The 25,523-nt window shown below is 71.1% G+C and carries 23 protein-coding genes and 5 tRNA genes; 21 read left to right on the top strand and 7 right to left on the bottom strand.

Features of this window, described 5'->3' with window-relative positions:
• Positions 1-2 precede the first annotated feature (2 nt).
• Complete coding sequence (locus HNQ79_RS23705; protein ID WP_185034336.1) at positions 3-4,004, bottom strand: nitrate- and nitrite sensing domain-containing protein; 4,002 nt, start codon at positions 4,002-4,004, stop codon at positions 3-5.
• Between the two features lie 514 nt (positions 4,005-4,518).
• Here HNQ79_RS23705 and HNQ79_RS23710 point away from each other — a divergent pair.
• The 10 genes from HNQ79_RS23710 (at position 4,519) to HNQ79_RS34570 (ending at position 9,299) form a co-directional block, all read left to right on the top strand.
• Positions 4,519-4,737, top strand: a complete 219-nt coding sequence (locus tag HNQ79_RS23710) for a hypothetical protein (protein ID WP_185034338.1) — start codon at positions 4,519-4,521, stop codon at positions 4,735-4,737.
• 120 nt (positions 4,738-4,857) lie between these two features.
• Positions 4,858-5,643 carry a fumarylacetoacetate hydrolase family protein gene (locus HNQ79_RS23715; protein WP_185034340.1) on the top strand — a complete coding sequence of 262 codons (786 nt, stop codon included), beginning with the start codon at positions 4,858-4,860 and terminating at the stop codon, positions 5,641-5,643.
• On the top strand, positions 5,636-7,120 hold the full coding sequence (gltX, locus tag HNQ79_RS23720; protein WP_185034342.1) for a glutamate--tRNA ligase: 1,485 nt from the start codon (positions 5,636-5,638) through the stop codon (positions 7,118-7,120). The genes HNQ79_RS23715 and gltX overlap by 8 nt, the downstream gene beginning before the upstream one ends.
• A 91-nt stretch (positions 7,121-7,211) precedes the next feature.
• Positions 7,212-7,931, top strand: coding sequence for an HAD family hydrolase (locus tag HNQ79_RS23725; protein ID WP_185034344.1), 720 nt, complete (start codon positions 7,212-7,214; stop codon positions 7,929-7,931).
• 89 nt (positions 7,932-8,020) lie between these two features.
• A tRNA-Gln gene (locus HNQ79_RS23730) sits at positions 8,021-8,092 on the top strand.
• Between the two features lie 48 nt (positions 8,093-8,140).
• Positions 8,141-8,213, top strand: a tRNA-Glu gene (locus HNQ79_RS23735).
• Between the two features lie 63 nt (positions 8,214-8,276).
• Positions 8,277-8,349 (top strand) — tRNA-Glu (locus HNQ79_RS23740).
• A gap of 37 nt (positions 8,350-8,386) precedes the next feature.
• Positions 8,387-8,458 (top strand) — tRNA-Gln (locus tag HNQ79_RS23745).
• A 61-nt stretch (positions 8,459-8,519) separates the two neighbouring features.
• Positions 8,520-8,592 (top strand) — tRNA-Glu (locus tag HNQ79_RS23750).
• A gap of 368 nt (positions 8,593-8,960) precedes the next feature.
• Positions 8,961-9,299 (top strand): STAS domain-containing protein, encoded by a 339-nt coding sequence (locus HNQ79_RS34570; protein ID WP_185034346.1) that lies wholly within the window; start codon positions 8,961-8,963, stop codon positions 9,297-9,299.
• Between the two features lie 234 nt (positions 9,300-9,533).
• Here HNQ79_RS34570 and ndgR read toward each other — a convergent pair whose 3' ends face one another.
• A complete protein-coding gene (gene ndgR / locus HNQ79_RS23760; RefSeq protein ID WP_185034348.1) occupies positions 9,534-10,253 on the bottom strand; it encodes an IclR family transcriptional regulator NdgR in 720 nt (239 codons plus the stop codon).
• 174 nt (positions 10,254-10,427) lie between these two features.
• Here ndgR and leuC point away from each other — a divergent pair, with 174 nt between their 5' ends.
• The 4 genes from leuC (at position 10,428) to HNQ79_RS23780 (ending at position 13,778) form a co-directional block, all read left to right on the top strand.
• Entirely contained in the window at positions 10,428-11,858 is a 1,431-nt protein-coding gene (leuC, locus tag HNQ79_RS23765; protein ID WP_185034350.1) for a 3-isopropylmalate dehydratase large subunit, read from the top strand.
• A gap of 5 nt (positions 11,859-11,863) precedes the next feature.
• Complete coding sequence (gene leuD / locus HNQ79_RS23770) at positions 11,864-12,457, top strand: 3-isopropylmalate dehydratase small subunit (RefSeq protein ID WP_185034352.1); 594 nt, start codon at positions 11,864-11,866, stop codon at positions 12,455-12,457.
• Between the two features lie 245 nt (positions 12,458-12,702).
• Positions 12,703-12,930, top strand: coding sequence for an SCO5555 family protein (locus tag HNQ79_RS23775; RefSeq protein WP_185034354.1), 228 nt, complete (start codon positions 12,703-12,705; stop codon positions 12,928-12,930).
• Between the two features lie 155 nt (positions 12,931-13,085).
• On the top strand, positions 13,086-13,778 hold the full coding sequence (locus HNQ79_RS23780) for an HU family DNA-binding protein (protein ID WP_185034356.1): 693 nt from the start codon (positions 13,086-13,088) through the stop codon (positions 13,776-13,778).
• Between the two features lie 180 nt (positions 13,779-13,958).
• Here the strand turns inward: HNQ79_RS23780 and HNQ79_RS23785 are convergent, their stop codons facing one another.
• Both HNQ79_RS23785 and cofC read right to left on the bottom strand, forming a co-directional pair.
• Positions 13,959-14,162: a hypothetical protein gene (locus HNQ79_RS23785; RefSeq protein ID WP_185034358.1), complete on the bottom strand. Its 204-nt coding sequence runs from the start codon at positions 14,160-14,162 to the stop codon at positions 13,959-13,961.
• 35 nt (positions 14,163-14,197) lie between these two features.
• Positions 14,198-14,815 carry a 2-phospho-L-lactate guanylyltransferase gene (gene cofC / locus HNQ79_RS23790; RefSeq protein ID WP_229923648.1) on the bottom strand — a complete coding sequence of 206 codons (618 nt, stop codon included), beginning with the start codon at positions 14,813-14,815 and terminating at the stop codon, positions 14,198-14,200.
• A 277-nt stretch (positions 14,816-15,092) separates the two neighbouring features.
• Between cofC and HNQ79_RS23795 the strand changes: the two genes are divergently transcribed.
• The 3 genes from HNQ79_RS23795 to HNQ79_RS23805 are packed head-to-tail and all read left to right on the top strand — an operon-like array spanning position 15,093 to position 18,080.
• Complete coding sequence (locus tag HNQ79_RS23795) at positions 15,093-15,875, top strand: lysophospholipid acyltransferase family protein (RefSeq protein ID WP_185034360.1); 783 nt, start codon at positions 15,093-15,095, stop codon at positions 15,873-15,875.
• Positions 15,872-16,873 carry an NAD(P)H-dependent glycerol-3-phosphate dehydrogenase gene (locus HNQ79_RS23800; protein ID WP_185034362.1) on the top strand — a complete coding sequence of 334 codons (1,002 nt, stop codon included), beginning with the start codon at positions 15,872-15,874 and terminating at the stop codon, positions 16,871-16,873. The genes HNQ79_RS23795 and HNQ79_RS23800 overlap by 4 nt, the downstream gene beginning before the upstream one ends.
• A gap of 34 nt (positions 16,874-16,907) precedes the next feature.
• The gene (locus tag HNQ79_RS23805; protein ID WP_185034364.1) at positions 16,908-18,080 is read left to right on the top strand and encodes a D-alanine--D-alanine ligase family protein; all 1,173 of its coding nucleotides are present in this window, start codon (positions 16,908-16,910) and stop codon (positions 18,078-18,080) included.
• A gap of 56 nt (positions 18,081-18,136) precedes the next feature.
• On the opposite strand, the gene HNQ79_RS23810 is transcribed toward HNQ79_RS23805, so the two are convergent.
• Both HNQ79_RS23810 and HNQ79_RS23815 read right to left on the bottom strand, forming a co-directional pair.
• Positions 18,137-18,625 carry a DUF3515 domain-containing protein gene (locus tag HNQ79_RS23810; protein ID WP_185034366.1) on the bottom strand — a complete coding sequence of 163 codons (489 nt, stop codon included), beginning with the start codon at positions 18,623-18,625 and terminating at the stop codon, positions 18,137-18,139.
• Between the two features lie 20 nt (positions 18,626-18,645).
• Positions 18,646-18,879, bottom strand: a complete 234-nt coding sequence (locus HNQ79_RS23815) for an Lrp/AsnC ligand binding domain-containing protein (protein ID WP_185034368.1) — start codon at positions 18,877-18,879, stop codon at positions 18,646-18,648.
• Between the two features lie 244 nt (positions 18,880-19,123).
• On the opposite strand from HNQ79_RS23815, the gene HNQ79_RS23820 reads away from it, so the two are divergent.
• Together HNQ79_RS23820 and thiD are read left to right on the top strand one after the other, a co-directional pair.
• Complete coding sequence (locus tag HNQ79_RS23820) at positions 19,124-20,089, top strand: thiamine-phosphate kinase (RefSeq protein ID WP_185034370.1); 966 nt, start codon at positions 19,124-19,126, stop codon at positions 20,087-20,089.
• Positions 20,090-20,135: 46 nt separating this feature from the next.
• Entirely contained in the window at positions 20,136-20,963 is an 828-nt protein-coding gene (gene thiD / locus HNQ79_RS23825; RefSeq protein WP_185034372.1) for a bifunctional hydroxymethylpyrimidine kinase/phosphomethylpyrimidine kinase, read from the top strand.
• Positions 20,964-21,057: 94 nt separating this feature from the next.
• Here thiD and HNQ79_RS23830 read toward each other — a convergent pair whose 3' ends face one another.
• Positions 21,058-22,695 carry a fatty acid kinase ATP-binding subunit FakA gene (locus tag HNQ79_RS23830; RefSeq protein WP_185034586.1) on the bottom strand — a complete coding sequence of 546 codons (1,638 nt, stop codon included), beginning with the start codon at positions 22,693-22,695 and terminating at the stop codon, positions 21,058-21,060.
• Positions 22,696-22,940: 245 nt separating this feature from the next.
• Here HNQ79_RS23830 and rpmB point away from each other — a divergent pair, with 245 nt between their 5' ends.
• Both rpmB and recG read left to right on the top strand, forming a co-directional pair.
• Entirely contained in the window at positions 22,941-23,126 is a 186-nt protein-coding gene (rpmB, locus tag HNQ79_RS23835; RefSeq protein WP_003957616.1) for a 50S ribosomal protein L28, read from the top strand.
• A 147-nt stretch (positions 23,127-23,273) separates the two neighbouring features.
• A complete protein-coding gene (gene recG / locus HNQ79_RS23840) occupies positions 23,274-25,484 on the top strand; it encodes an ATP-dependent DNA helicase RecG (RefSeq protein WP_185034373.1) in 2,211 nt (736 codons plus the stop codon).
• Positions 25,485-25,523: the final 39 nt, after the last annotated feature.

The following is a 25,523-nucleotide window of genomic DNA, read 5'->3' on the forward strand; positions in this document are numbered from 1 at the left end:
AACTAACGCTCCTGCTGGTGAGTGGGGTCAACGGTGCGGAAGCTGCCAGTGGTTCCGTTGGAACCGGCCTGGCGGCCCTGCTGGATTCCCCGACGAAGATTGGTCAGCCGGCCGCGTACGTCGTCGGGCGCACGGGAGACCTGCGGACCTGTCTGGTGGTTCTGTTCCTGCGCGGTGCCCGGGACCAGGTTGGCCTTCGGGACACGACGCGGAAGTCCTGAGGTGGTGACACCGCCGGCGGCGGGCTTGCGGACCCGCTCGGCCTGCCGGACGAGTTCGTCGTTCGGCGAGGGCCGCCAGCTGACCTCGCCGGCCGGCTCCCGTTCGGGAGCGCCGGTGGGCTGCTGCGGCACGGCGGGGGACTGCGCCCGCGCCTGGGCCTGCTGGGGCTGACCCGGCTGGCCCTGCTCGCCGTGGAACCAGTTCGATTCCAGCGTGTCGAAGAGCGGCGTACGGCCGTCCCCCGGACCCGCGGCCGGCGGCAGGTCGGGGTGGTGCGGAGACCGGCCGTCCTGCGGCTGACGCTGCTGCGGAGCGGACTGGGCGGACCGGCCGGGCTGCGCGGGCGGCACCGGGAGGCTCGCGACGGGACGCGGCGCGTTCGGCGCCTGCGGCACCCCGGCGGGCGGGGCCGGCAGGGGGCCGTCGAGCTCGGAGAGCCCGTACTGGCCTGCCTGCGGCTGCGCCGGGAACTGACCCGTCCGGTGCTGACCCGTGTCGTACGGGTCCACCCGGTGCCGGCCGGCGTCGTACGGGTCCAGCTGGTGCTGGCCCGTGCTGCTGCCGTCCTGCGAGCCGCGCACGTCGGGACGCTCGAACTGTCCGGTGGACGCGGGGTCCTGCCCGCCGCGCCGGCTGTCCTCGGGGGCCTGCGGCTGCGGGGCCTGCGGGAACTGCCCCGTCGACGCCGGGTCCTGGTAGCCGCCGCGCGACGGCGGGAACTGGGCCTGGGGGAGCTGGTCCTGCGGGAACTGAGGCTGCGGGAACTGACCGGTGGCCGACGGGTCCTGCGGTCCGCGGGCGTCGGCCTGCGGGAACCGGCCGGTGCTGCCCGCACCCTGCGGTCCGCGTACGTCGGCGCGCTCGAACTGGCCGGTGGCCGACGGGTCCTGCCGTACGTCGGGACGCTCGTACTGTCCGGTCGTCGAAGCCTGGCCGGGGGGCGGCCCGTTGAAGTCCGGGCGGTCGAACTGCGCGGTGGCGCCGGGACCCTGACGGTCCTCGGTCTCCTCGTGGCCGCGCGGCACGTCCGGGTTCTGCGGCCGGGCGCCCCAGCTGGCGGCCTGGGCCTGCTGCGGGGGACGGAGGGCCTGCGGTGCGGGCTGCGGGGCCGCCGGGTTGCCGCCGGGCAGCTCCGCACGCGGACCGCCGGCCCGGGGGAGCGGCGCCGGGCCGCCGTGCTGGTCCTGCGGCGCGGTCTGCCGTACGTCCTCGCGCCCGCCGCGGCCACCGCCGAAGGCGCCGGCGAGACCGCCGCCGCCCCGCTTCGGGGGACCGGCCGGAGCCGGGTTCGCGGCGAGACCGGCGCCGGGCGTACGGCCGGGCAGCGCGGTCCGCGCACCCGAGCCCGCGCCCACCTGATGGCGGGACGGCTCGGAGCCGAGCGCACCCTGGCCGGCCTGCGGCCCGCCCGGACGGCTGCCGGGACCGCCGCCCGCGCCGGGGCCGCCGGGCAGCCCGGCACGCGCGCCGGGGCCGGCCGGCATCTGCGGCGCGCCGCCCTGACCGCCGGGGCCACCGGGCTTGCCGGGAAGCTTCTTGCCGCCCTGGGCGACATCGACCGGCAGCATGACCAGCGCGGTCGTACCGCCGGAGTCCGACGGGCGGAGCTGGATGCGGATGCCGTGTCGCAGGGACAGCCGGCCGACCACGAACAGACCCATGCGGCGGGAGACCGAGACGTCCACCGTCGGGGGAGCGGCGAGCCGCTCGTTGATCGCGGAGAGGTCCTCGGGGGAGAGGCCGATGCCGGTGTCGTGGATCTCGACGAGCACCCGCCCGTCGGGCAGCGCGTGACCGGTGACGCGCACCTTGGTCTGCGGCGAGGAGAACGACGTCGCGTTCTCCAGCAGCTCGGCGAGCAGGTGCACGAGGTCGTTGACGACGCGGCCGGCGACCTCGGTCGAGGGCACTGAGGAGAGCTCGATGCGCTCGTACTGCTCCACCTCGGAGGCGGCGGCGCGGAGCACGTCGACCAGCGGCACGGGCCGGGTCCAGCGCCGGCCCGGCTCCTCGCCCGCGAGGACGAGGAGGTTCTCGCCGTTCCGGCGCATACGGGTCGCGAGGTGGTCGAGCTTGAAGAGGGAGGAGAGCTGGTCCGGGTCGGCCTCGCGGGACTCCAGTTCGGAGATGAGCGAGAGCTGACGCTGGATGAGGCCCTGCGAACGCCGCGAGAGGTTGGTGAACATCGCGTTGACGTTGCCTCGCAGCAACGCCTGCTCGGCGGCGAGTCGTACGGCCTCGCGGTGCACGTCGTCGAACGCGGAGGCCACGCGGCCGATCTCGTCCCGGCTGTGCACGCCGACGGACTCCACGGAGGTGTCCACGTCCTGCGGGTCGGACTCGGAGAGCGCCTTGACGAGTTCGGGCAGCCGTTCCTGGGCGACCCGGGTCGCGGTGTCCTGGAGGCGGCGCAGCGAACGGATCATGGAGCGGGCCACCACGAAGGCGCCCACGAGCGAGACGCCGAGCACGAGGAGGATGACCGCACCGGAGATGATCGTGGAGCGCTCGGAGTCCGCCTGGAGCTCGCGTGCCTTCTGCTCCATGTCGTTGAGCAGCGTGGCCTCGATGCGCTTCATCACCTCGATCTCCATGCTGGCCTGGTCGTTCCAGTCCTGGTACGACCGCTTGGGGGCCGCCTTCATGGCGCCTTCGGTCGACAGGACGAGGCTCGCGTACTCTTCGGCGCGCTTGGAGTCGGGGTTGGAGTTCTTCAGGACGTCCAGCAGGGGCAAGGACGCGTCGCCGTAGATCCGGCGGAACGTTTCGAGCGCCGCCGCCTCGTTCAGCAGGGCGGTGTGACCGGAGAGCCGGTCGCTCTCCACGAGACGGGTCTCGGAGTCGGGGCCCTCGGGCGTGGCGGGCAGCGCCGCGGCGATGGTGGCGCGCTGCACCGAGGCGTATTCCTTGGCCGAGGAGAACGCGGCCAGGGCACGGGTACGGGTGATCATCTCCGGGCTGGAGGTGGCCTGCGCCATGTCCTGGGAGAGGCTCAGCAGAGCGGTGATCATCCCGCTGTAGGCGCTGACCGTCTGCGAGTTGCCCGCGCCCGCGCCGTTCTGGAAGGCGTCGGCGCGGACCTCCTGAAGGGAGTTCAGCCGGACCGAGATCTCGCGGAGGCTGCCTCGGATGCTGTTGAGGGCCTGGTCCGACTCGTCGCCCGCCGCGACTTCCTTGGTCCCGCGCAGGAACGCGGCCCGCACGCGGTCGGTCTTGTCGGTCTCGGCCTTGACGACCGGAGCCGTGCGGGGCGTGCCGTTGGCGAGCGGCCCCGCGGTCTTGTCCCGCTCGTTCTGCAGTGCCGCGGCGAGGTCGGTCGCCTGGCGCGTCATGTCGGTCAGCAGCTGCATGTGCTCCAGCTGCTGCATGTCGTTGAGGGACTCGTTGATGCGGAGCGCGCCGAGCGAGGTCGCCGCGACCACGGGGAGGGCCAGCAGCGAGACGAGGCGGGTGCTGATGCTCCAGTTGCGCAGGGATATTCGGGTGCCCGCGCTGATCGGCTTGGGAGCCTTGGCGGCCTTCGGCTTGGCGCCGCCGGCCGCGCTCGCGGACTCCCGGCCGCCACCGCCACCGAAGGCGTTGCCGCCGCCGAACGCACCGGCGCCGCGGTCACCGCCCGCGCCGCCGGGCTGGGCAGCACGGGGCGCCCCGCCGGCCTGCGCCGGGTCCCTGTCCTGGGGGGTCCGGGCGTGCTGGGGCTGGGGCGATGAGCCACGGTCGGTCCCGCCGCGCGGCTCCTGCTCCGCCGCAGCGCTGCCATCCCTCTTGAAACGTCCCTGCACTAGCGTCGCAACCTCTGGACCAGGCGTTCCGCCGCAGAGCGGCCGAACGGTGTCGAGTCGTGGGGTACCGGATCGTCCCCATTGGGTGGTCGTGAGTGACCGCGGTCCGGGGAATTCCAGCACAGTGCCGGATCTCCAACAAGGCCCGTGGTTCGCGGCACGACCAGCGTGACGCATTGTGTCGACCGAGTCACCAGACGTAGAGCCCTTTCCGGTATCAAACGGTCAATAACTGACGAGTCACTTAGGGGTGGGGGGTGCCCCGGTCGCGCCCCACACGGGATGATCGGGAGCGGAATGGTGCCTTCAGGCATGCAATGTCCGTTTCCCCCCACAAGATCAAGAGCACCAAATGCGGCATTTGCCCAACATCCCGTGAGCAAACTCACACGAAGATCCCCGCACATTCCCGGCTTTGGCCGGGAAGTGGATGTTTAGCCTGACGCTTTACAGGGATTGCGAATCCGACCACCGGCGCCCGCCCGGCGCCCTTACGACAAGGCGCGACCTGCACATGACGACGAAGACGGCGAAGAAGTCGGCCCCTGCGCTCCGCAACCTGGCCAACCCGCAGCGCACGACGCTCGCCCACCTGGACTCCTCGGCGACCCCCAAGACGGCCGCCCTGCCCCAGTACGCCCAGGAACTGCCCACCGTCACCGCGAACGCCCGCCGCACCGTCCTGATGGTCGCCCCGGAGGCCCAGCAGCTTCCCGAGGCCGCCCCCGCGTAACCCGCCCCACGCGCCGTGCGCCGCGGCCCCGCTCAGCGAACGGGGCGAAGCCGCCACCCCCACCCGCGTTAGCCTGGAGCGTCAGACTTCCGCCAGCTCAGTGAGGGGCACAGGCACACCGTGCGCATCGCCAGATTCTCCATCGACGGCAACGTCGCCTTCGGCGCGGTCGAGGGCGACGGAACCGTTGACTCCGGTGACCTCGTCCTCGACATCATCAAGGGCATTCCGTACGCCGACTTCGAGCTGTCCGGCGTCAAGGTCCCCCTCAGCAAGGTGCGCCTTCTGCCGCCCGTGCTGCCCAGCAAGGTCGTGGGCATCGGCCGCAACTACGCGGAGCACGCGGCGGAACTCGGCAATGAGGTGCCGGACCTCCCCCTCGCCTTCTTCAAGCCGTCCACCTCAGTGATCGGCCCCGGCGACTCCATCGCGTACCCCTCCTTCTCCTCCGAACTGCACCACGAGGCCGAACTGGCCGTGGTCATCGGCCGCATGTGCCGCGAGGTCCCCGCGGACCGCGTCAAGGACGTGATCTTCGGTTACACCGCGGCCAACGACGTCACCGCCCGTGACGTCCAGCAGCGCGAGAAGCAGTGGGCCCGCGCCAAGGGCTTCGACACCTCCTGCCCGCTCGGCCCCTGGGTGGAGACGGACCTCGACCCCGCCGACCTCACCATCCAGTGCACGGTCAACGGAGAACAGCGCCAGCTCGGCCGCACCAGCGACATGATCCGCTCGGTCGGCGACCTGATCTCGCACCTCTCCGAAGCGATGACCCTCCTCCCCGGGGACGTCATCCTCACCGGCACCCCCGCGGGTGTCGGACCCCTGAACGTCGGCGACGAGGTCGCCGTCACCATCGAAGGCATCGGCACTCTCACCAACAAGGTGATCAAGCGTGGCTAACACCCCCTCGTCCCCCGTCCGCGTACGGTTCTGCCCCTCCCCGACGGGCAACCCGCACGTGGGCCTCGTCCGTACCGCCCTCTTCAACTGGGCCTACGCCCGGCACACCGGCGGCACCATGGTCTTCCGCATCGAGGACACCGACGCCGCGCGCGACTCCGAGGAGAGCTACCAGCAGCTCCTGGACTCGATGCGCTGGCTCGGCCTCGACTGGGACGAGGGTCCGGAGGTCGGCGGCCCGCACGCGCCGTACCGCCAGTCCGAGCGCATGGACCTCTACAAGGACGTCGCCGAGAAGCTGCTGGCGGCCGGTCACGCCTACCACTGCTACTGCTCCACCGAGGAGCTGGACGCCCGCCGCGACGCCGCCCGCGCCGCCGGCAAGCCGTCCGGCTACGACGGGCACTGCCGCGACCTCACCGGTGAGCAGAAGGAGGCGTACGAGGCCGAGGGCCGCCCCGCGATCGTCCGCTTCCGGATGCCCGACGAGGCCATCACCTTCACGGACCTGGTCCGCGGCGAGATCACCGTCCAGCCCGAGAACGTCCCGGACTACGGCATCGTGCGGGCCAACGGCGCCCCGCTCTACACGCTCGTCAACCCGGTCGACGACGCGCTGATGGCGATCACCCACGTGCTGCGCGGCGAGGACCTGCTCTCCTCCACCCCGCGCCAGATCGCTCTCTACCGGGCGCTGATCTCCCTCGGCATCGCCAAGGAGATCCCCGCCTTCGGCCACCTCCCGTACGTCATGGGCGAGGGCAACAAGAAGCTCTCCAAGCGCGACCCGCAGGCGTCCCTCAACGTCTACCGCGAGCGCGGCTTCCTCCCCGAGGGCCTGCTGAACTACCTGTCCCTGCTCGGCTGGTCCTTCTCCGCCGACCAGGACATCTTCACGGTCCCCGAGCTGATCGAGAAGTTCGACGTCGCCGACGTCAACGCCAACCCGGCGCGCTTCGACCTCAAGAAGGCCGAGTCGATCAACGCGGACCACATCCGCCTCCTCGACCCCAAGGCCTTCGCCGACGCCTGCGAGCCCTGGCTGACGGCGCCGCACGCCAACTGGGCCCCCGAGGACTTCGACCGCGCCGCCTGGGAGGCCATCGCCCCGCACGCCCAGACCCGCGTCACGGTGCTCTCCGACATCACCGCCAACGTGGACTTCCTGTTCCGCGCGGAGCCGGTCGAGGACGAGGCCTCCTGGGCCAAGGCCATGAAGGGCGACCCGGCCGCCCTCCTGACCAGCGCCCGCGCCACGCTGGAGGCGGCCGACTGGTCGGACCCGGAGTCCCTCAAGAACGCCGTCCTGGCCGCCGGTGAGGAGCACGGCCTCAAGCTCGGCAAGGCCCAGGCCCCGGTCCGTGTCGCCGTCACCGGCCGCACGGTCGGCCTGCCCCTCTTCGAGTCCCTCGAAATCCTGGGCAAGGACAAGACCCTGACCCGCATCGACGCGGCCCTGGCGAAGCTCGCCGGGTAGGTGTGGTGCCGTGCATACGGCAGGGGGCGGCGACCGCACGGTTGCCGCCCCCTCTTGTTTCCGGTCGTACGGATGCGCAAATACTGCTCCCATGCCCCTTCGCGCCGTCCTCTGGGACATCGACGACACGATCTTCGACTACGCGTCCGCCGACCGCATCGGGATGCAGCGGCACTTCGCCGCCGAGGGACTGCCGCACGGGTACGAGAGCGCGGAGCACGCCCTCGCGCGGTGGCAGGAGCTCACGCGGCTGCACTGGGGGCGCTTCGCCGCGGGGCACTCCACCTTCGAGGAACAGCGGCGCGACCGGATCCGTGACTTCCTCGGCGCGGACATGCCCGACGCCGTCGCCGACGACTGGTTCGCCCGGCACGTGGCCCACTACGAGGCCGCCTGGGCGCTCTTCCCGGACGCGGTGCCCGTCCTGGACGCCCTCGCCGACGGCTACCGGCACGCGGTCCTCTCCAATTCGAGCATCCGCAACCAGGACCGCAAACTGCGCGTCCTCGGCGTGCGCGACCGGTTCGAGGCGGTGCTGTGCGCCGCGGAACTCGGGGTGGCCAAGCCGGCCCCCGAGGCGTTCCACGCGGCTTGCGACGCCCTCGCGCTGCCGCCCCACGAGGTGGCGTACATCGGGGACGAGCCGGACATCGACGCCCGCGGAGCGGTCGCCGCCGGGCTGACCGGGATCTGGCTGGACCGCAGGGGGGCGGGCGGGCATCCGGAGCTGGTGAGCGTCTCCGGGCTGGCGCAGCTCCCTGACCTGCTGGCGGGCAATACCCGTTTTGGTGCCCCGGGAACCTTCGGGTAATGTTCTTTCTGCGCCGCCCGAGCGGGCCGAAAGGTCCGGCCGGAAAGCGCAGACCGAACAGAGACCCCCGATCAGGGGTTGCGTTCTGGTGGGCTATGGTGTAATTGGCAACACTACGGTTTCTGGTACCGTCATTCTAGGTTCGAGTCCTGGTAGCCCAGCTCGCGAGAGCTGTTGAAGTTCATAGAGCATGAAACAGCTCAGCTAGGGCCCCCGTTGTGTAGCGGCCTAGCACGCCGCCCTCTCAAGGCGGTAGCGCCGGTTCGAATCCGGTCGGGGGTACAGATCCTTTCTTTCCGACACCTTCAGGTCGCTCCTGGATGTATCGACGCGAGGATCGCTAGGGCCCCCGTTGTGTAGCGGCCTAGCACGCCGCCCTCTCAAGGCGGTAGCGCCGGTTCGAATCCGGTCGGGGGTACTGGTTGCAAACCAACTCAAAATGGTCTCAACCACCATGGGCTATGGTGTAATTGGCAACACTACGGTTTCTGGTACCGTCATTCTAGGTTCGAGTCCTGGTAGCCCAGCGCATGTTGATCCCCTTGGTTCCCACGGTATTCAAGTGGACGGTCGATCTGCAGTTCACAGGCCCCCGTTGTGTAGCGGCCTAGCACGCCGCCCTCTCAAGGCGGTAGCGCCGGTTCGAATCCGGTCGGGGGTACGTACGAGAAGAGGCCCTCCGCATCCCAGTGATGCGGAGGGCCTCTTCGCATGTCCGCCCCCGCGGGCCGGACGGTTCCCTCGATCCCTCAGTAGGGCCGTGCAGCACCCGCGCGTACGGCGGAGCGAATGCGGGCAGAGTCCGGCCGTGCCCGCATCGAGGGGCACCGGGGCTCCGCTTCCTCGGCGGGAGGGGCGCGGTACCACGGGACGCGGACGCCGTCCGGCGGCCGCCGGACGCCACGATGCCCTGGTGGCCCGCGAGTTCGGGCACGGGCACCCGCTCACGGGACTGTCCGTACGGCGTCCCGCTGCTTCGATGCGCGACCCCTGAAAGTCTTCACCTCCGCCCACCCGAGGAGCGTTGACGTGGAACCCCTCGTACGCACCGCGGAACTACGCGTCATCCGTCTGTACCAGCCGCACGGTCTGCGGGTCGAGGGGGTGGTGGACGTACACGGCCACCGCCACCTGAGCGAGGCTCTCGAAGCGGTCGCGCAGACCGCCGGGGACGTCCATCTGGACCTGTCCGGGCTGGAGTTCCTCGACCTCGGCGGCCTGCGCCTGCTGATGGACTTCGCCCGCTCGCGTCCCGAGGGCCGACAGGTGGAGCTGGCGGGTCTCGCCCCGCACCTCCGGCAGGTCATCACCCTCGTCGGGTGGGACGAGACCCCAGGCCTGCGGCTGCGTGCGCGCCGTGCCGGGTGAAGCGCGCCACCGGGTTCGTGTGCGTCGGGAACGTCCCGCGCCGCACGCCCAGTTGGGGTGTTCGGGCGGGACGTTGCTCGGCACCGGCCGGGGCGTGGCGGTGGCGTCGCCTGTGCGAACCCGCCCAAGTGCGTTACGTGGAGGGCCGGTTGAAGCCCGGTCCGCGAGCCGCGGGAACCAGGGACACCGAGTGGGGGTGACCGGCATCCCACCCCCGGGGAGCGGCAACGGCGTTCAGCCGCCCGAGCGGCGCAGCGACTCCGAGAGGCGCGCCGCCGCGTCGATGACCGCCTGGGCGTGCATCCGGCCCGGGTGGCGGGTCAGGCGCTCGATCGGTCCGGAGACCGAGACGGCGGCGACCACACGGTTGGACGGGCCGCGGACAGGGGCGGAGACCGAGGCCACGCCCGGCTCGCGCTCGCCGATCGACTGCGCCCAGCCCCGGCGGCGTACCCCGGAGAGGGCGGTCGCCGTGAAGCGGGCGCCCTGGAGACCCCGGTGCAGACGCTCCGGCTCCTCCCAGGCCATCAGGATCTGGGCGGAGGATCCGGCCTTCATGGTGAGCGTGGAGCCGACCGGGACGGTGTCCCGCAGTCCGGACAGCCGTTCCGCGGCGGCCACGCAGATGCGCATGTCGCCCTGGCGGCGGTAGAGCTGTGCGCTCTCGCCGGTCACGTCGCGCAGATGGGTCAGTACCGGTCCTGCGGTGGCCAGCAGGCGGTCCTCGCCGGCCGCCGCCGAGAGCTCGGAGAGGCGGGGGCCCAGGATGAACCGGCCCTGCATGTCGCGAGCCACCAGCCGGTGGTGTTCCAGTGCCACGGCCAGCCTGTGGGCCGTGGGTCGTGCGAGCCCGGTCGCCGCGACCAACCCGGCGAGGGTGGCCGGACCGGACTCCAGGGCGCTCAGCACGAGCGCCGCCTTGTCGAGAACGCCGACGCCGCTAGAGTTGTCCATGCGTCGATACTCGCGTCTCACTCTGTGAAACGCAAGTTCAATTTTCCAACGAACTTGTCACGCTGTACCCGCGGCCGTACAACGGTCCGCGGTCACCGCCCCGCACGGGGGTCCGGGCGGGGCGGACCGACATCTCTAGTTGAGCCGGCAAAGCCGCCGGCCGGAGGGAAAGCGATGGGTAGGACACTCGCGGAGAAGGTCTGGGACGACCATGTCGTCCGGCGTGCGGAGGGAGAGCCCGACCTGCTCTTCATCGACCTTCACCTGCTGCACGAGGTCACCAGCCCGCAGGCCTTCGACGGACTGCGCAAGAGCAACCGCGCGGTACGGCGCCTCGACCTGACCATCGCCACCGAGGACCACAACACTCCCACCCTCGACATCGACAAGCCGATCGCGGACCCCGTCTCGCGCATCCAGCTGGAGACGCTGCGCAAGAACTGCGCCGACTTCGGGGTACGGCTGCACCCGCTGGGCGACGTCGAGCAGGGCGTCGTCCACGTGGTGGGACCGCAGCTGGGCCTGACGCAGCCGGGCACCACCGTGGTCTGCGGCGACTCGCACACCTCGACGCACGGCGCGTTCGGCGCGCTGGCCTTCGGCATCGGAACGTCCCAGGTCGAGCACGTACTGGCCACCCAGACCCTGCCGATGGCCCGCCCCAGGACCATGGCCATCACGGTCGAGGGCGAACTGCCGGACACCGTCACCGCGAAGGACCTGATCCTGGCGATCATCGCGAAGATCGGCACCGGCGGAGGCCAGGGCTACGTCCTCGAATACCGCGGCCCGGCCATCGAGAAGCTGTCGATGGAAGCGCGCATGACCATCTGCAACATGTCGATCGAGGCCGGCGCCCGCGCGGGCATGATCGCCCCGGACGCCACCACCTTCGACTACCTGAAGGGCCGCGACCACGCCCCGCAGGGCGAGGACTGGGACGCCGCCGTGGCGTACTGGAAGACGCTGAAGACCGACGACGACGCGGTCTTCGACGCGGAGGTCGTCATCGACGCCGCCTCGCTCGCCCCGTTCGTCACCTGGGGCACCAACCCCGGCCAGGGCGCGCCGCTCTCCGCGAACGTCCCCGACCCCGCTTCGTACGAAGACCCGTCGGAGCGCAACGCCGCGGAAAAAGCTCTGGAGTACATGGGGTTGACCGCGGGGCAGCCGCTGCGCGACATCAGGGTCGACACCGTCTTCGTCGGCTCCTGCACCAACGGCCGCATCGAGGACCTGCGCGCGGCCGCCGCGATCGTCGAGGGCCGTTCGGTGGCCGACGGGGTGCGGATGCTGGTCGTCCCGGGTTCGGTACGGGTGGCGCTGCAGGCCGTCGCGGAGGGCCTTGACAAGGTGTTCACGCAGGCCGGGGCCGAATGGCGGCACGCGGGCTGCTCGATGTGCCTGGGCATGAACCCCGACCAGCTCGCCCCCGGTGAGCGCTCAGCCTCCACCTCCAACCGGAATTTCGAGGGCAGGCAGGGCAAGGGAGGCCGTACGCACCTGGTGTCGCCGCAGGTCGCGGCGGCAACCGCCGTACTCGGCCACCTGGCCTCGCCCGCCGACCTGTCCGACGCAGACGCAACCGCCCTCGTGGAGGCCTGAGAACCATGGAAGCTTTCACCGCGCACACCGGCCGGGCCGTCCCGCTGCGCCGCTCCAACGTCGACACCGACCAGATCATCCCTGCTCACTGGCTCAAGAAGGTGACCAGGGACGGTTTTGAGGACGGGCTCTTCGAGGCCTGGCGCAAGGACCCGGAGTTCGTGCTCAACAAGCCCGAACGGGCGGGCGCCACCGTGCTGGTCGCCGGACCCGACTTCGGCACCGGTTCCTCCCGCGAGCACGCCGTCTGGGCCCTCCAGAACTACGGTTTCAAGACAGTTGTGTCCTCCCGTTTCGCGGACATCTTCCGGGGCAATTCGCTTAAGAACGGCCTGCTGACCGTGGTCCTGGAGCAGCAGGTGGTGGACGCGCTGTGGGAGCTGGTGGAGCAGGACCCGACCGCCGAGATCACCGTTGACCTCCAGGACAGGCAGGTGCGGGCCGAGGGCATCACCGCCGACTTCGAGTTGGACGAGAACGCCCGCTGGCGCCTGCTCAACGGCCTGGACGACATCAGCATCACGCTCCAGAACGAGGACGCGATCTCGACGTACGAATCAAGCCGCCCCTCCCACAAGCCGAGTACCCTGCGCGGCTGATCCCCTTCCGGGCCTCGTTCTCCGTGCCGCGGTAGCCCGTTCGGCCTGAGATCCATGCCTCACTTTCGGCGCCCCCCGCCATTCGTGGCGGGGGGCGCCGAACTGTGTTCCGGGTCTCAACTACGCTTGTGGGTCCGGAAGTTGGGCACCGGGGTTGGAGTGGCTGGTGGGGCTGATGGAGCCTGGAATTCCGCTAGTTGCCCCCGGCGGAGGCGACAACTCGCCCCAGATGGCACAATCGGTGCATGGAACGCGACAGCCAACTCGAGCTCTACGGCGTGGTCGCGGACCGATTGAAAGAAGCACACACAAGGGTGCGTGCACTGCAAGTCCCGGAGGGCGTACGGATGGCGCTGTCCCGGAAGCTGCTGGTCATCACGGCCGCGGCGAAACACGATCTCGCCGATGCGGCTAGACGCCTCGACAGGTTCACTCAGGACCTCGACGAGGGTCGATTTCCGGAAGGCAACTAGGTCTGTCAACCAGGTCTACGGATCTCCCGCAAGACCTACTTCGTTGCGGCACTAGGGTGATTAGCCCGTTTCGTGTTTGATTTGCGGTATATATCTGCCTAACGTGCGAAAAAGCCTGGACATTTCGTTCCGGCAATGTCTCCGAAGGGGAAGACGTGAACAAGGCCCAGCTCGTAGAAGCGATTGCCGACAAGGTCGGCGGCCGTCAGCAGGCCGCGGACGCCGTGGACGCCGTCCTGGACGCGATCGTGCGTGCCGTCGTCGCGGGCGACCGCGTCTCGGTCACCGGTTTCGGCTCGTTCGAGAAGGTCGACCGTCCGGCCCGTTACGCCCGTAACCCGCAGACGGGTGAGCGCGTTCGGGTCAAGAAGACCTCCGTGCCGCGCTTCCGTGCGGGTCAGGGCTTCAAGGACCTGGTCGCCGGCTCGAAGAAGCTCCCGAAGAACGACGTCGCCGTGAAGAAGGCGCCCAAGGGCAGCCTCTCCGGCGGTTCTTCCACCCGCACCACCGCCAAGGCCGCCGCCAAGAAGGCCACCGCCAAGAAGGCGACCGCCACCAAGAAGGCCACCGCGGCGAAGAAGACGACCGCGACGCCCGCCAAGAAGACCACGACCACGGCGACGGCGAAGAAGACCACGGCCAAGAAGACCACCGGTGCCGCCAAGAAGGCGACCCCGGCGACGACGGCGAAGAAGGCCACCCCGGCCAAGAAGACCGCCACCACGACCAACAAGGCCGCGGCCAAGAACACCGCTCCGGCGAAGAAGGCGGCCGCCACCAAGGCGCCCGCCAAGAAGACCACTGCGCGCAAGACCACGGCGAAGAAGACCCCCGCCAAGAAGAAGTAGTTCACGGCAGCGCGGTACTCACACGCCGGGCCGGGCTCCCTCCGGGGAGCCCGGCCCGCGGTGCGTTCCGGGGCCGCACCGGCGCTCCGGCGCCTTCCGCGGGCGGGTGGCGCGGAGTTACCGGCGGGGCGCGGGGGAAACGTGTGCCACAAGGGCTGCAGGAGGTCGCAGGAGCCCCGCTCAGAACGTCTGGAGCGTCACCAGGGTGATCCGTCGGGACGCGTCCTCACCGGCCGTCTCGATCCGGACCCGCTGGCCCGCGCGCAGCAGCCGCAGGCCGCCCGCGTCGAAGGCCGCGGCGTCGAAGGGGACCGGGGTGCCGTCGTCGAGCAGCACACTGCCGTTGCGGGTTTCGGGGTCGTATGTGTACGCGGTCGCCTGCATGGCCGCAGCGTATCGGGAGTCGCCCCGTCGCGCTCTCAGCACTGAGGCTGACGCAGGGCGTCCGAGAACGCGCCGCGCAGGGCCGCCGTGCGCGGGCCCGTTCCCAGCGCGAACGCGGCACGGAGATCGTCACCGGTGTCGACGTCCTGACGCACCGAATCCACCCATTCGAGCAGGAGTTCCTCGGCGCCCGAAATGATGTGCCGGATACGGGAGGGTCCCCCGAACGAGGGCCGCAATTCCACTTCTGGCGCAGCGGAAAGGAATGTAGTTCCGATTCCGGCCGCGTCCGTCAGAAATGCACGCGGAAATTCCGCCGCACGGGAGAGCACCCGCCGCAATTCGGCCGGCCGCAGCGCGGGCAGGTCCGCGTTCAGCGCGGCGACCGCGGCGTCCGGTCGCCGCACCCGCACGGACCGCGCCCCGTACGCCAGCGCCGCGTTGAGGCCGGCCGCCGGGGCGTCGGGCACGATGCGCGCCCCCAACGCGGCCAGCGCCGCTCCCGCCGCCTCGTCGTCCGTGACGACCACCACATCCCGTACCTCCGCGACGGACAGCGCCGCCGCCACGGTGTCCTGCGCGAACGCCAATGCGAGCCCCGGCCGGAGGGCGTCTCCGGCGGCGGGCGCGAGCCTGCTTTTCGCCCGTGCCAAGGGTTTGAGCGGGACGACCAGGGACCAGGCGGGGGTCCGGGGCGGGTTCAGGGCGGGCCTTTCGTCCGGTGCGGGTCGGGACCTTCGTCCCGTGAGCGGCGACGGAACGCGGACCATTGTCGCGCGGGGCACCCGCAACCAGGAGGCCCGGCCCCGGGCCCGGGGCGTACGGTGTTCTCGACAGACGAGGGACCCGGGGCGACACTTGTCCGCCTGAACCAGGCGCACAGGTGCACACGGGGTGCAGTGGCCAGGGTCCCAGAGGAAGGTGTCCCGAGTGTCCCGCCACAGAATCGGCTTCTGGTACCGCCTGGCCGCGGTCATCGCCAAACCCCCGCTGCTGGTTCTGTTCAAGCGTGACTGGCGTGGAATGGAGCACGTTCCGGCGGAGGGCGGATTCATCACCGCCGTGAACCACAACTCCTATGCGGACCCGCTGTCGTACGCGCACTGGCAGTACAACACCGGCCGGGTGCCGCGCTTCCTGGCCAAGGCGGGCCTGTTCAAGACCCCGTTCGTCGGCATGATGCTGCGCGGGACCGGCCAGATCCCCGTCTACCGCGAGACCACGGACGCGATGAACGCCTTCCGCGCCGCCATCGCGGCCATCGAGAACGGCGAGTGCGTCGCCTTCTACCCGGAGGGCACCCTCACCCGCGACCCCGACATGTGGCCGATGGCCGGCAAGACGGGGGCCGCACGCGTCGCGTTGCAGACCAGGGCGCCCGTGATCCCGGTGGCCCAGTGGGGCGCGAACCTGGCCATGCCGCCCTACGCGAAGGGCAGGAAGACGCACTTCTTCCCGCGCAAGACCCTCCAGGTGCTCGCCGGGCCGCCGGTGGACCTGGAACGGTTCTACGGCAAGGAACCGACGCCCGACGTGCTGCGCGAGGCGACCGAGGCCATCATGGCGGCGATCACCGAACTGCTCGCCGAGGTGCGGCAGGAACCGGTGCCCACCGAGGTGTACGACCACCGCAGGGCACGCGCCGAGCAGCGGCGCAGGGCGGCCGCCGCGAAGGCCGCGGCAAGGACGACGACGGGAGAGGACGAGAAGTGACGACACGGGTCGCCGTCTTCGGCAACGGTTCATGGGGCACCGCGTTCGCGATGGTGCTCGCCGACGCGGGCTGCGAGGTGTCCCTGTGGGGGCGCCGCGCCGCCCTCGCGGACGCCATCAATTCCTCCCGTACGAACCCCGACTACCTGCCGGGGGTCGCACTGCCCGCCGGGATCACGGCGACCGCCGACGCGGCGCGGGCCGCCGAAGGAGCGGACTTCGCGGTGCTGTGCATCCCGTCGCAGACGCTGCGCGAGAACCTCGTCGGCTGGACCGGCCTGCTGCCCGCCCAGTCCGTCATCGTCTCCCTGATGAAGGGCGTCGAACTCGGCACCGCCAAGCGCATGAGCGAGGTCGTCGCCGAGGTCGCGAAGGTGCCCGAGGAACGGGTGGCCGTGCTCAGCGGCCCCAACCTCTCCAAGGAGATCGCCGCCCGGCACCCCGCCGCCGCCGTGGTCGCCTGCCGCGACGAGGACGCCGCCGTACGGTTCCAGGCGGCCTGCCACACCCCGTACTTCCGCCCCTACACCACGACCGACGTGGTCGGCGTGGAGCTCGGCGGCGCGGTCAAGAACGTCATCGCGCTCGCCGTCGGCATCGCCAACGGCATGGGCCTCGGCGACAACACCAAGGCCTCCCTCATCACCCGCGGCCTCGCCGAGACCACCCGGCTCGGACTCGCCATGGGCGCCGACCCGCACACCTTCGCCGGGCTCGCGGGCATGGGCGACCTGGTCGCCACCTGCTCCTCGCCGCTGTCCCGCAACAACACCTTCGGTATGAACCTGGGCCGCGGCATGACCCTCCAGGAGGCGGTCGCCGCCACCAAGCAGACCGCCGAGGGCGTCAAGTCCTGCGAGTCCGTGCTGGATCTGGCGACGCGCCACGGCGTCGAGATGCCGATCACCGAGACGGTGGTGAGCATCGTCCACGAGGGTAAGCCGCCGCTGGTCGCGGTCAAGGAACTCATGTCGCGCAGCGCGAAGCCCGAGCGCTGATTCCGGCGGGCACAGCGGGTACCCTCAAGCCGATATGAGCAGCGAGAACCTCCCCCAGAGCCCTGACCAGGACCAGGCGCCCCAGGAGCCGCGCAAGCCGCGCGTGGCCGTCGTCTTCGGCGGCCGAAGCTCCGAGCACGGGATTTCGGTCGTCACGGCCGGTGCCGTCATGCGGGCCATCGACCGCGAGAAGTACGACGTGCTGCCGATCGGCATCACGTCGGACGGGCGCTGGGCGCTGACCGCCGACGAACCCGACCGCATGGCGATCACCGACCGCAAGGTCCCCAACGTCGAGCAGCTCGCCGAGTCCACCGAGGGCGCGGTGGTCCTGTCCGTCGACCCCGCCAACCGCGAGGTCGTCTACAGCGAGCCGGGCTCGGTGCCCAAGGCGCTCGGCGAGGTCGACGTCGTCTTCCCCGTGCTGCACGGCCCGTACGGCGAGGACGGCACGCTCCAGGGCCTGCTGGAGCTCTCCGGGGTGCCCTACGTGGGCTCCGGCGTCCTCGCGTCGGCCGTCGGCCAGGACAAGGAGTACATGAAGCGCGTCTTCCTCTCCTTCGGACTGCCGGTCGGACCGTACGAGGTGATCCGGCCGCGCGAGTGGGCCGCCGACCCCTCCGCCGCCCGCGCGCGCATCGTCGACTTCGCGGGCGAGCACGGCTGGCCGCTCTTCGTGAAACCCGCCCGCGGCGGCTCCTCCATGGGAATCACCAAGGTGAGCGACCTGTCCGGGCTGGACGAGGCGATCGAGGAGGCACAGCGGCACGACCCGAAGGTGCTCGTCGAGTCGCTGCTCACCGGTCGCGAGATCGAGTGCGGGGTGCTGGAGTTCGAGGACGGCCCGCGGGCGAGCGTGCCCGCGGAGATCCCGCCGGTCTCCGCCCACGACTTCTACGACTTCGAGGCGAAGTACATCGACTCCGCGGCCGGGATCGTTCCCGCGCCGCTGACCGGCGCGCAGACCGCCGAACTCCAGCGGCTCGCCGTCCGGGCCTTCGACGCGGCGTCCTGCGAAGGACTCGTCCGGGCGGACTTCTTCCTCCAGGACAACGGCGAGTTCGTGATCAACGAGATCAACACGATGCCCGGCTTCACGCCCATCTCGATGTATCCGAGGATGTGGCAGGAGAGCGGCGTGGACTACGCGGAGCTGATCGACCGGCTCATCCAGGCGGCGCTCCGGCGCCCCACCGGACTGCGGTAGTACCCGTACGGGTGGCGGACACCGCCCCTGGACGACCGGCCGGACCCCCGTGCCTGCTAGTCGTCCAGGGTCTTGGGGATCGACTTGTCGACGGGCTTCGCGAAGTCGACGAGGATGCCCGCGTCCGCGTGGTACGAGGCGGGGACCAGCAGCTCCACGTACGCCTCGCGGTAGCGCGAGTAGAACCGCAGCCCGTCCTCGTCCCGGTCGTCGACCACCCAGCCCACGCCGTTCACCTCCGCGCCGTGCAGCGACGGGTCGGCCACCTCGGCGGGCCGGTCGATGCCGCAGCGCAGTACGATCGCCGGGTCGCCCCAGGCCGCGGTGTACGGGGACTCGGGCGACGTGTCGCGGCGTGCCACGTCCTCAAGGACCTTCGCAGGGAGCTCCTTGTGGAGCGCCCTGCAGTACCCCGCGATGTCGGCGGGCGGCGAAGGAACCGCCACGGCCTGCGAACCGTCGGTGGGAGAACAGGCAACGGCCGCCGACAGCAGAAGCGCTGCGGCGGCCGAGGTGCGGCCGAGCCGGTGGGTCGAGGACTTCATCCGGCCAAGCGTAGACGGGGCTACAGGTGGACGACCGGGCAGGTCAGTGTGCGTGTGATGCCGTCCACCTGCTGGATCTTGGCAACCACCATGCGGCCGAGTTCGTCGACGGTGTCCGACTGGGCCCGCACGATCACGTCGTAGGGTCCGGTCACGTCCTCGGCCTGGACGACTCCCGAGATTTTCCCGATCAGGTCGGCAACGGTCGACGCCTTGCCGACTTCGGTCTGGATGAGGATGTACGCCTGTACCACGGAACCTCCAAGGCGGCCACGAGGATCATGTGGGGTGGGGGAAAGAGACGCCACCGTACCGTGTCGCCGCGGGCGGTGGGGAGACCTGCGCGACCGCCGGAACAGGGGCCGCCGCGCGTCCGAAGCCGTACGGCAGTCCGTACGGCACGTCGTACGAAGAACAGAAGTTGACGTACGTGTTGACGGTACCTACAGCAGTGTCGGCTCGCGACCGCAAGCGCACTGGGGCAGAAGGGGCACATACATGAAGGGCACCGTGGGCGAGCTGGGGGAGTTCGGCCTCATCCGAGAGCTGACCTCCCGGCTCACCTCCACCCCGGCCGTACGGCTCGGGCCCGGCGACGACGCGGCCGTCGTCGCCGCACCGGACCGGCGGGTCGTCGCCAGTACGGACATCCTGCTCGAAGGCCGGCACTTCCGGCGCGACTGGTCGACCGCCTACGACGTGGGCCGCAAGGCCGCCGCGCAGAACCTCGCCGACATCGCCGCCATGGGCGCCGTGCCGACCGCCCTGCTGCTGGGCCTGGTGGTGCCCGCCGAACTCCCGGCGACCTGGCCCGTCGAGCTGATGGACGGGCTGCGCGACGAATGCCAGGTGGCGGGCGCCGCCGTGGTCGGCGGGGACGTCGTACGCGGCGAGACCATCACCGTCGCGATCACCGCGCTCGGCGACCTGCGCAACCACGACCCGGTGCTGCGCTCCGGCGCACAGCCGGGCGACGTCGTCGCGGTGACGGGGTGGCTGGGCTGGTCGGCGGCCGGGCACGCGGTGCTCTCCCGCGGATTCCGCTCGCCGCGCGCCTTCGTGGAGGCCCACCGGCGGCCGGAACCGCCGTACCACGCGGGACCCGCGGCGGCCGGACTCGGTGCGACCGCGATGACCGACGTCAGCGACGGACTCGTCGCGGACCTCGGGCACATCGCGGAGGCCAGCAAGGTCCGCATCGACCTGCGCTCCGGCCTCATCGACATCCCCACCCAGATGTCGGACATCGGGCAGGCGGTCGGCGTCGACCCGCTGCAGTGGGTGCTCACCGGGGGAGAGGACCACGCGATCGTGGCGACCTTCCCGCCGGACGTGAAGCTGCCCGCCCGCTGGAAGGTGATCGGCGAAGTACTGAACCCGTCCGCGCTGCCCCAGGTGACCGTCGACGGGGCGCCCTGGACGGACAAGGGCGGCTGGGACCACTTCGGCGACATCGAGGGCTGACCCGGCGGCGCCTTCGCCGGCCGGGCCCCGCGTTACATTCGCAGGTATGCGAATAACTCCTGCCGCACGTCACGGCGTGCTCCCCTGCGTGCTCACCGTCGCCGGTTCGGACTCCGGCGGCGGTGCGGGCATCCAGGCCGACCTCAAGACGATGCTGGCCCTGGGCGTGCACGGGATGAGCGTGCTCACCGCCGTCACCGCCCAGAACTCCCTGGGTGTGCAAGGGGTTTGGGACCTCCCGGTGGCGGCGGTTCGGGCCCAGTACCGCAGCGTCGTGGACGACATCGGCGTGCAGGCCGTGAAGACCGGCATGCTGTCGTCCGCGGAACTGGTCGAGGAGGTCGCGGACCTGCTGGCCGGCACGGACGCCCCGGTGGTCGTCGACCCGGTGGGCGTCTCCAAGCACGGCGACCCGCTGCTCGCCGCGTCCGCCGTGGAGTCGGTACGGAAGTTCCTGCTGCCGACGGCGACCGTCGCCACCCCGAACCTCGACGAGGTGGCCCAACTCACCGGCGTACGGGTCGAGTCGGAGAACGACCTGCGGCGCGCCGCGGACGCCGTGCTGGCCTGCGGCCCGCGCTGGGTCCTCGTCAAGGGCGGGCATCTCCCGGGCGACGCGGTCGACTTGCTGACCGACGGAACCGACGAGCACTGGCTGCGCTCCGTCCGCCACGACAACCGCCATACCCACGGCACCGGTTGCACCCTGGCCTCCGCCATCGCCTCCGGCCTCGCGAAGGGGCTGGACGTGCCGCAGGCGGCACAGGCGGCCAAGGAGTACGTGACCGAGGCCATCGCGGCGGGGTTCGCGCTGGGCGCGGGGATCGGCCCGGTCGACCACGGCTGGCGGCTGCGGGACTCGCAGGACCGGTGAGCGGACGCCTGCCCAGGACCGCCGAGGTCCGGCGGGGGCCGTGCCGGGCGGGCAGCCGCCGTCCGGCTGCCCGGCGCCGGTCACCCGGTGGCGGTCACTCGATGCCGATCAGCAGCATCGACGCCTGACGGCCGCCGGCGTAGATCACCGTGTCCACCGCCAGGTGCCGTTTGCGCACATGGGACTCCAGTGCTTCCGCGAGCCCGTCCGGCACGCCTTCGCCCAGCACCAGCGTCACCAGTTCGCCGCCCGCCGACAGCATCCGGTCCAGCACCGTACGGGCCGTCGCCGCGACGTCCGTGCCGATGACGGCGACGTCCCCGTCGATCAGCCCGAGGACGTCGCCCGCCTGGCAGACGCCCGCCATCGTCCAGGACTGGCGTTCCGCGACGGCCAGTTCGGCATAGCGGGTGGCGCCCGCCGCCGACGTCATCGCGACCACGTCCTCGTCGAACCGCCGCTCCGGCTCGTGCACGGCGAGGGCCGCGATGCCCTGGACCGCCGCCCGCGTGGGGATGAGGGCGACCCGTACCCCCTCCGTCCGCACCTGCTGGGCCGCCGCCGCGGCCGGGTGCCGCAGATCGGCGTCGTTCGGCAGCAGCACCACCTCCCGCGCGTGCGCCCGCCGGATCGCGTCGACCAGCTCACCACTGGCCGGCGGCTCTCCGGGCCGCGCCAGTACGGTGGTCGCCCCCGCCGCCGCGCACAGCTCCCTGAGCCCTTCGCCCGGGACGACCGCGACGACCGCCCGCTGGACCCGCTCGCGCGGCGGGGCCACTCGGTCCGCACCGAAGTGCGTGATCCGGATCCGGTACGGCCGGCCCGCCTCCACGCCCGCCTCCACCGCCGCCCCCGCGTCGTCGACGTGGACGTGCACGTTCCACAGCCCGTCGCCGCCGACGACGACCAGCGAGTCGCCGAGGGAGTCCAGCCGCGCCCGCAGCCGGTCCACGGACGCGTCGTCCGCCTCCAGCAGATAGATCACCTCGAAGGCGGGGCCGCCCTCGTCGGCGTGGTCGGTGGAGCAGTCGTCGACGAGCAGACCGTGCGGGACGCGCGGACGCGAGGCGACCGCCTCCCCGGTCAGGGCCTCCACCAGTGCCCCGAGCACCGCCACCAGACCCCGGCCGCCCGCGTCCACGACACCGGCCCGGCCCAGGGCGGCCAACTGCCCGGTCGTCTCGGCCAGGGCCCTGCGGGCCCCGTCGTACGCGGCCCGCGCGGCCTCCGCGGCCGTCGTACCGGCCGCCGCGTCGGCCGCCGCGGTCGCCACCGTCAGTACCGTTCCCTCCACGGGATGCGCCACCGCCCGGTACGCGGAGGAGGCGGCCCGGCGCAGTGCCCGGCGCAGATCGGCGCCGTCGGCGCTCTCCGCGTGCGCGAGGTCCTGCGCGAGCTCCTCGGACATGCCGCGCAGCAGCTGGGAGAGGATCGTGCCGGAATTGCCGCGGGCCCCTATCAGCGCGCCGTGCGCCATCGCCCGCACCGCGTCGGACAGCAGGGGAACGGACGGCGGCGGGCCGACGACCGTCGCGTGCGCGGCGAAGACCGCTTCGAGGGCCTGGGCGGCGGACTCCATCGTCAGGAAGAGATTGGTGCCGGTGTCCCCGTCCGCGACCGGATAGACGTTGATCGCGTCGATCTCCTCGCGTTCCGCGCCCAGCGCCTCCAGGGCCAGCGAGCACCAGGTGCGTACCGCGACGGCGTCGAGATCGTCGGGGGACTGCGGCACCTGGGCCTCCTCCTTGAGCAGCAAGAACTCCCGCAGAGTAGTCCCCGGCAGGCGGCCGGCGGGAGAAGGGGCCGGGGCGTGGGTCCCCGTGACCGTGGTAGTTTCGTTGTACGAGAGCAGTCGTTGTATGCTGCTCCGGTTGCCCGATGAAAATCGGGACATTCCCCCGGCAGTGCCACAGGATCCTCGGATCTTTCGGCCTGCCGGAATTCACTGTAAGTGCATCTGAAGTCTTTGGAGTGACCGTGGCTGCCAACTGCGACGTCTGCGGCAAGGGGCCGGGCTTCGGCAACAACATTTCGCACTCGCACCGCCGTACCTCGCGTCGCTGGAACCCCAACATCCAGCGCGTGCGTGCAGTGGTCGGTCGGACGCCGAAGCGGCTTAACGTCTGCACCTCGTGCATCAAGGCCGGCAAGGTCTCGCGCTGACGTCTCGATAGCGCGGCCACCTAGCTGGTTGCTTAAGGAACCGGTCCACCCTCGGGTGGGCCGGTTTTTTTCATGGGCGATTCCGGGGCGGAGCCGGTCCGGGCGGTTTTCCGCAGGATTGCCGCACTGTCGGACCCATGGTGTCCAATGGATCTCGTGCCCTCGCTCGACGAACCACTCAAGAAGACACTCGGCGGCACCACTGCGAAGGTGATGGCCGAGCACCTCGACCTGCACACCGTCGGTGACCTGCTGCACCACTACCCCCGGAGGTACGCCGAGCGCGGCGAGCTCACCCAGCTCGCCGACCTCCCGCTCGACGAGCACGCCACGGTGGTGGCCCAGGTCGCGGACGCCCGCGTCCTGCGGTTCAACAACGGCAAGGGGCAGCGTCTGGAAGTCACCCTCACCGACGGCAGCGGGCGTCTCCAGCTGGTCTTCTTCGGCAAGTCGCTCTTCCATCACCAGAAGGAGCTGCTGCCGGGCCGCAAGGGCATGTTCTCCGGCAAGGTCGGCATGTTCCGCAACATCCGCCAGCTCTCCCACCCGGCGTACGAGATGCTCGGCAAGGACGCGGGCGCGGACGCCGCGGAGGCCTGGGCGAACCAGCTCATCCCGCTCTACCCGGCCTGCGCCCAGATGGAGAGCTGGAAGATCGCCAAGACGGTGGACCTGGTACTCGCCTCGATGGAGGCGACCCGGTGGGCCGAGACCGTGGACCCCCTGCCGGCCGCGCTGCGCGAGGGCCGCGGACTCGTCCCCCTCCCCGAGGCCTTCCGGAAGATCCACCGGCCGCGCACGAAGGCGGAGATCGCCGAGGCCCGCGACCGGCTCAAGTGGGACGAGGCGTTCGTCCTGCAAGTCGCCCTGGCCCGGCGCAGGTTCGCCGAGAAGCAGCTCCCCGCGGTCGCCCGCAAGCCGGTCCCCGACGGTCTCCTCGACGCCTTCGACGCCAAGCTCCCCTTCGCCCTCACCGACGGCCAGCAGAAGGTCTCCAAGGAGATCTTCGACGACCTCGCCACCGAACACCCGATGCACCGCCTCCTCCAGGGGGAGGTCGGTTCGGGAAAGACGCTGGTCGCCCTGCGCGCCATGCTCGCCGTCGTGGACGCGGGCGGGCAGGCGGCCATGCTCGCGCCCACCGAGGTGCTCGCCCAGCAGCACCACCGGTCCGTCACCGAGATGATGGGCGAGCTGGCGGAAGGGGGCATGCTCGGGGGGTCCGCGCTCGGGACCAAGGTCGTGCTCCTCACCGGATCCATGGGGACGCCCGCCCGCAGGCAGGCCCTCCTCGACCTGGTCACCGGGGAAGCGGGCCTGGTCATCGGCACGCACGCGCTGATCGAGGACAAGGTGCAGTTCCACGACCTCGGGCTGGTCGTCGTCGACGAGCAGCACCGCTTCGGCGTCGAGCAGCGCGACGCGCTCCGCTCCAAGGGCAAGCAGCCCCCGCACCTCCTCGTCATGACGGCCACCCCCATCCCGCGCACGGTCGCGATGACCGTCTTCGGCGACCTGGAGACCTCCGTCCTGGACCAGCTCCCCGCCGGGCGCTCCCCGATCGCCACCCATGTCGTCCCCGCCAAGGACAAACCGCACTTCCTCGCCCGCGCCTGGGAACGGGTGCGCGAGGAGGTGGAGAACGGACACCAGGCCTACGTGGTGTGCCCGCGCATCGGCGACGGCGAGGACGAACCGAAGAAGACCAAGAAGGCCGCCGAGGCCGCCGAGGACCCGGAGAAGCGCCCGCCGCTCGCCGTGCTGGAGATCGCCGACCTGCTCCGGGCCGGGCCGCTGAACGGATTGCGCGTCGAGGTGCTGCACGGGCGCATGCACCCCGACGACAAGGACGACGTGATGCGTCGCTTCGCCGCAGGTGAGGCCGATGTCCTGGTCGCGACCACCGTCATCGAGGTCGGCGTCAACGTCCCCAACGCCACCGCAATGGTGATCATGGACGCGGACCGGTTCGGCGTCTCCCAGTTGCACCAGCTGCGCGGGCGGGTCGGCCGGGGCTCGGCCCCCGGACTGTGCCTGCTGGTCAGCGAGATGCACGAGGCCAGCCCCGCCCGCGCGCGGCTCGCCGCCGTCGCCGCCACGCTCGACGGCTTCGAGCTCTCCCGTATCGACCTCGAACAGCGCCGCGAGGGCGATGTGCTCGGCCAGGCCCAGTCCGGCGTCCGCTCCTCGCTCCGCGTCCTCGCCGTCATCGACGACGAGGAAGTGATCGCCGCCGCCCGCGAGGAGGCCGTCACGATCGTCGCCGACGACCCGGACCTGGACGGGCTCCCGGAACTGCGCACCGCGCTCGACGCACTCCTCGACAAGGAGCGCGAGCAGTACCTCGACAAGGGCTGACCGGCCCGTACGCCATATCGTGGGAGGACAGAGCACCGC

It is taken from the genome of Streptomyces candidus (genome assembly GCF_014207445.1).
Taxonomy (GTDB): domain Bacteria; phylum Actinomycetota; class Actinomycetes; order Streptomycetales; family Streptomycetaceae; genus Streptomyces; species Streptomyces candidus.